Source organism: Barnesiella sp. CU968, from assembly GCF_905219685.1.
GTDB lineage: Bacteria > Bacteroidota > Bacteroidia > Bacteroidales > Muribaculaceae > Lepagella > Lepagella muris_A.
Genome location: NZ_CAJMXD010000218.1, coordinates 1 through 5040, shown reverse-complemented (window position 1 = coordinate 5040; position 5040 = coordinate 1). Strand labels below are relative to the sequence as shown.

The window sequence follows — 5040 nt, the reverse complement described above, 5'->3', positions numbered from 1 at the left end:
GCATTGTACCACGTGGAACAATCGTCACCTATTCAACAGTAACAGAAGCACATTTATATCTGCCGGCGAAATCCCCGGTATCCGCGAAGCCTGTCCGATTGTTGCCGGACGCCGCCTCGCCAGCTTCTGTCTCGCCTCTATAGACAACGCGGTCAGACCCTCGAAGTCCATCGACTCCGGAATCCTGACATATTCGAGCCTTGACTGCTTCTCCGCAAGCTCGCGCTCGCGCAATATATATCCGCCGTATTTTATCAATATCTCGGCAGACTCCACAATCTCCTCCCGTCTCTCCTCCTCTATCCTGCCAATCTCCTTCGCAAGACGCGAAAGGCTACATGCAAGAGCGGTGATCGAAAGCTGAGGCCGTTTCACAAGCTCCACGAGACGCACGGATGCAGAAAGCGGAGTTGTTCCATTCTCCACAAGGAATGAATTCATCTCTTCCGTGCCTTTTACAAGGTAAGACTCACAGAAAGCAATCAATGCGTCGCGCTGGGCGCGCTTACTCTTCATCGCATCATAACGCTCCCGGGTAGCAAGACCAATTTCATAACCAAGCGGGGTAAGACGCATGTCTGCATCATCCTGACGAAGAAGTATACGGTATTCAGCGCGCGATGTGAACATTCGATATGGTTCATCGACACCCTTTGTAACAAGATCATCAATAAGCACGCCTATATACGCCTGTTCTCTGCCGAGAACAATCCCCTCATCGCCGCGACTGCGACGCGCGGCATTGATGCCAGCCATCAGACCCTGTGCCGCAGCCTCCTCATAACCGGTAGTTCCATTCACCTGACCGGCAAAATAAAGCCCGCCGACAAGGCGCGTCTGCAGATCATGGGTAAGCTGTGTCGGATCAAAGAAGTCATATTCTATGGCATAGCCGGGACGATAGAACTGAACATTCTCCAACGCCGGAACATGACGCAAAGCTTCCATCTGAACCTGCCAAGGAAGTGAGCTGGAAAAACCGTTAATATAATATTCCTCCGTGGTCTCTCCCTCCGGCTCGAGGAAAAGCTGGTGACTATCCTTATCGGCAAAAGTCACGATCTTGGTCTCTATGCTCGGACAGTAACGCGGACCGATACTTCTGATCTGACCGTTATAGAGAGGAGAATCAGCAAGGTTGTCATTCAATATTTTATGAACTTCAGGATTGGTGTGAACAATCCAGCACGAACGATTGCGCAACGTGCGCCTGACACCGGGAAGGAAAGAGAACTTGTGGAAGTCACCCACATCACCCTGCTGCTCTTCTGCAAGCTCGAAACGTATCGTACGTCCGTCAATGCGTGCGGGTGTCCCTGTCTTCATCCTGTCGGCACGAAAACCGACAGAGACAAGCTGTTCTGTAAGTCCTTTGGCAGCATCCTCCGAGATGCGGCCACCTTCTATCTGGACAGCGCCGAAATGCATGAGACCGTTCAGGAAGGTACCCGCTGTCAGAACAACCTGCCGCGCCTTGAAGACAACCCCGAGAGAGGTCTTTACTCCGGTAATCTGCAATGAATGGGAAGACCCTTCGGGTGCGTCTTCAAATTCAAATTCAACCACACTGTCCTGAAAAAGCGAAAGACCGGACACAGAGTCGAGAACCTCACGCCATGCGTCTATGTATTTTGCACGGTCACTCTGCACACGGGGACTCCACACAGCCGGTCCTTTGGAGCGGTTAAGCATGCGGAACTGCACGGCAGTGCGGTCAGCAATAATGCCCATCTCTCCGCCCATGGCATCTATCTCCCTGACAATCTGCCCTTTGGCTATACCGCCAATTGCCGGATTACAAGACATCTGACCGACACGGTTCATATCTTTGGTAATCAGCAGGGTAGACACCCCGAGACGTGCGGCGGCAACCGCAGCCTCGCATCCGGCGTGACCGCCACCTACAACTATGACATCAAATTCAAATTTCATAAATCTCCAAAGCCTTGTTTTCCGACTCTTCCATTATCTCCCGCTCTCCGGGTCCCTTGTCGTTGATTCCACAGAGATGAAGAACTCCATGTATAATCACGCGAAGCAATTCCGAATCATACCCCACGCCCAATCCGGCGGCGTTTGAGGCTACTGTATCGAGCGAGATGACCATATCCCCACCTATCCTGCCACGACGCGTATAATCGAACGTAATTATATCCGTATAATAGTCATGCTGCAGAAACTTACGGTTGGTCTCAAGAATATATGCATCGTCGCAGAAACAATAATTGAGATTCCCGACGGTGAAACCATGCGAGGCGGCAACCTCACATATCCATTCCCTTATCCTCCCGAAATCCAACAGGGGCATATCGACACCCTCGGTCATAAATTCTATCATCACTGTCAACTCAATTTAGAGAGTGCTTACTTACATCACACTCTCAAACGCCGCATAAAACACAGACACACCCCAATCTTGAAATCACAGACTGATTCAAGACTGCGGTGCGTAAACCGATGCTTTATAACAGCATTCTCATTTACTCCACAAAAATAATAAAAAACACGTAAATATCAACATTCTTGACTCTTTTTAATAGTCAGTGCTATTTATTGCCCCTGACGATTCTATTTCAAATGAATTGGCAAATCTGTTGATAAAACCCATATTTATCTGTCGTATCGCTTATTACGCTTAATTCAGAGTCAAATTAAGCCTTTCAGAATCGAATATTCAAAAAATTACGCTCGGTCATACGCGAATTTTTCTCCGTCAGACCACAAAAATCAAAGCCGGCTACCCTCTCGGGCAACCGGCTTCTCTACATAAATCAAACACAAACTATTTATATAACTTGATTCTACCAAAAATCGTATTTATGAAATCAAACTCCTACTTATACATTCAGATGTGATTTAAACTTTCGTAAATAAGTCAAGATGAGTTCATGAACTACAGAAGTTGTCAGACCCGAATCATTAGGTTATTTCTTCTTGCCCGGCGGCTGCGGAGCAAAGGGACTCCTCTCCTTCCTTGCGCAACCCCGGCACACCAATGCCGCCTCCTGTCCTCCCTAACCCCTCCTTATCTTATCCTTATCCTTCTTCCTGTCCTCCCTCTCCCTTCCTTATTCTTCTTATCCTTCTTTACCCCTCTTAATCTTTCTTATCCTTTATCTCTTTTAACCCTCTTCCACTCTCTTTTTCGATTATTTCTTTAACACTCTTATCCCTCTTAACCACCCATTAATTCTTCTTTTCCATTAGGCGAATTAGGCAAATGTAAATTTAAGAAGAATCCGGCATATCAGCCATTCGATTCAACCAACCTGCTGTTTTCTCAATCAAAAGCCTGCAGTTATCTCAATCAAAAGCCTTCCTTTTGCACCCAACAGCTCCGCGAGGCGATTAACCAGCATCCCAGCTTCGCCTTGCCAGCGCAAAGCCTTGCCGGCGCGAAGCTGTAGCGTGTCGGCGCGGAGCGGCGATAATTGGCGATAATTGGCGATAATTGGCGGGGCAGTCAAGGGCGGAAGCAGCAATCAGCAGGGGCGCAGCAGATATTGCTCGATCCTTTCAGCGAGGGCGTTCATGCGCTGGCATTCCGAATAGGTGAGTTTAGGGGGAGAGGTGTGATGTTCGGTAGGCGCGATTATAAGTAGCCGCCCCTCGTTACAAAGCTGATGAAGAATCCCTTTGGGGGAGTAACGCTCGCCGAAGCCGTTGCTTTCTATCAATATGAACCTGCCTCCGTTGGCTAATGCCCAATCGCGCACTTTCTTCTCTGCCTGCGAAATGAAAGGGGAGACCAATACTCCACAGTTGCCGACTGTTCGCAGCCAGTTGATCTTACGCTTCCGCAACTCATCTTCCGAAAAACGCCGGCTTATGCGAACTGCCGCAAGTTCGGGGTCTTCAAGCAGATGAATGTTGCCGTAAGCCTCATACCTAACCCTTCCTAAACCTGTTTCCCTGAACGATTCTTCACAAGTTCCTCCACACGAACTGGGAACTCCTATACCTGCGTCTCCGCACGAAAAGGTGGACTGTGCACCCGCATCTCCACCCGAACCTATATCTTCAAGAAAGAGGCGGCGATGAAAGCCGCGGTTGGCGGTGCGCTCAAGACTGCGACGGGGATTGTCGCTGACATATTTCAACATCCGTTTGAGCTGGTTCTTGCGTCTCAATATCCGGTCATGATAACCGTCCTCAAACATAGAGACAAGTGTTTCGTCAGCTCCCTCTCCCCGCCTGGAATCATATCCGTTGTAATTGCGTGTACACTCCGATTTAAGATGGTTTACTATATCGCCGAGATGCCAGGAGGTTTTCTCCTTTACGAAAATAACAAAATGTATATGATCAGGCATTATGCATCGGCGCAAAATGCTTATAAAAGGGAACCGGTGTTTCAGTGCCGAGACATTTGCTGCTATAATCTTACCTGTCGGGGAAAGGTCGGTGTATGGTTTATTGATATAATCACCTGGAATTCCTTTAATGGTTGAAAAACAGGGGATACAGTCTGCCTTGTTGAGCGTAATCATATAAATGCAGCGGCTCCGGTAGTCGTGCCAATTGCTTCGTCTGCGCCCGTTCGGCACAAGCTGCCGATAAAAAGACTTATGCTCAGCCATAAATTCAAACCTTTAAAGACACTTTTCAATCTCCGGATTCTCCACCCGAAGACCAAGCCAACTCTCTCAGCAATCCAGCCCGACACGAACAGGATTGTACAGTAAATTTACCAATCCGCCCATTAAAAAGCAAAATTTTCAGCGATTTTTTACCACAATTGCTTTTTTTCGCATTTTCGCTGCATTTTCACCAACCTCTCTGCTCCTCGTCTCAGCTTCGATTCTTCCTCGGCTCCTCTTCGGCTCAACTCTTGGTGATTATTTAAAAAAGCTTCACTTTTTCACTCAACTGCTCCGCGACCCGAACCGCGAACCGCCCCGCTCCCGACACACCTAATCGGCACCTAAACACTCCCCTATCCGCTCGCTTCCCTGCAACCCTCCCCGCTCCGCGACCCGAACCGCTCCCGACACACCTAATCGGCACCTAAACACTCCACCTCTCTGCAACCCTCCCTGC

Annotated in this window: 3 protein-coding genes; all 3 read right to left on the bottom strand. The window is 48.8% G+C overall.

Features of this window, described 5'->3' with window-relative positions:
* Positions 1-24: 24 nt before the first annotated feature.
* On the bottom strand, positions 25-1932 hold the full coding sequence (mnmG, locus tag JX312_RS09000; protein WP_204457765.1) for a tRNA uridine-5-carboxymethylaminomethyl(34) synthesis enzyme MnmG: 1908 nt from the start codon (positions 1930-1932) through the stop codon (positions 25-27).
* A complete protein-coding gene (ybeY, locus tag JX312_RS08995; protein WP_123403110.1) occupies positions 1922-2338 on the bottom strand; it encodes an rRNA maturation RNase YbeY in 417 nt (138 codons plus the stop codon). The genes mnmG and ybeY overlap by 11 nt, the downstream gene beginning before the upstream one ends.
* A gap of 1144 nt (positions 2339-3482) precedes the next feature.
* Positions 3483-4580: a transposase gene (locus JX312_RS08990; RefSeq protein WP_204457764.1), complete on the bottom strand. Its 1098-nt coding sequence runs from the start codon at positions 4578-4580 to the stop codon at positions 3483-3485.
* Positions 4581-5040 lie beyond the last annotated feature (460 nt).

Excerpts from the sequence above, each read along its gene's own strand:
- JX312_RS08990 (WP_204457764.1), bottom strand. The coding sequence starts at position 4,580 with ATGGCTGAGCATAAGTCTTTTTATCGGCAGCTTGTGCCGAACGGGCGC.
- ybeY (WP_123403110.1), bottom strand. The coding sequence starts at position 2,338 with ATGATAGAATTTATGACCGAGGGTGTCGATATGCCCCTGTTGGATTTC.
- mnmG (WP_204457765.1), bottom strand. The coding sequence starts at position 1,932 with ATGAAATTTGAATTTGATGTCATAGTTGTAGGTGGCGGTCACGCCGGA.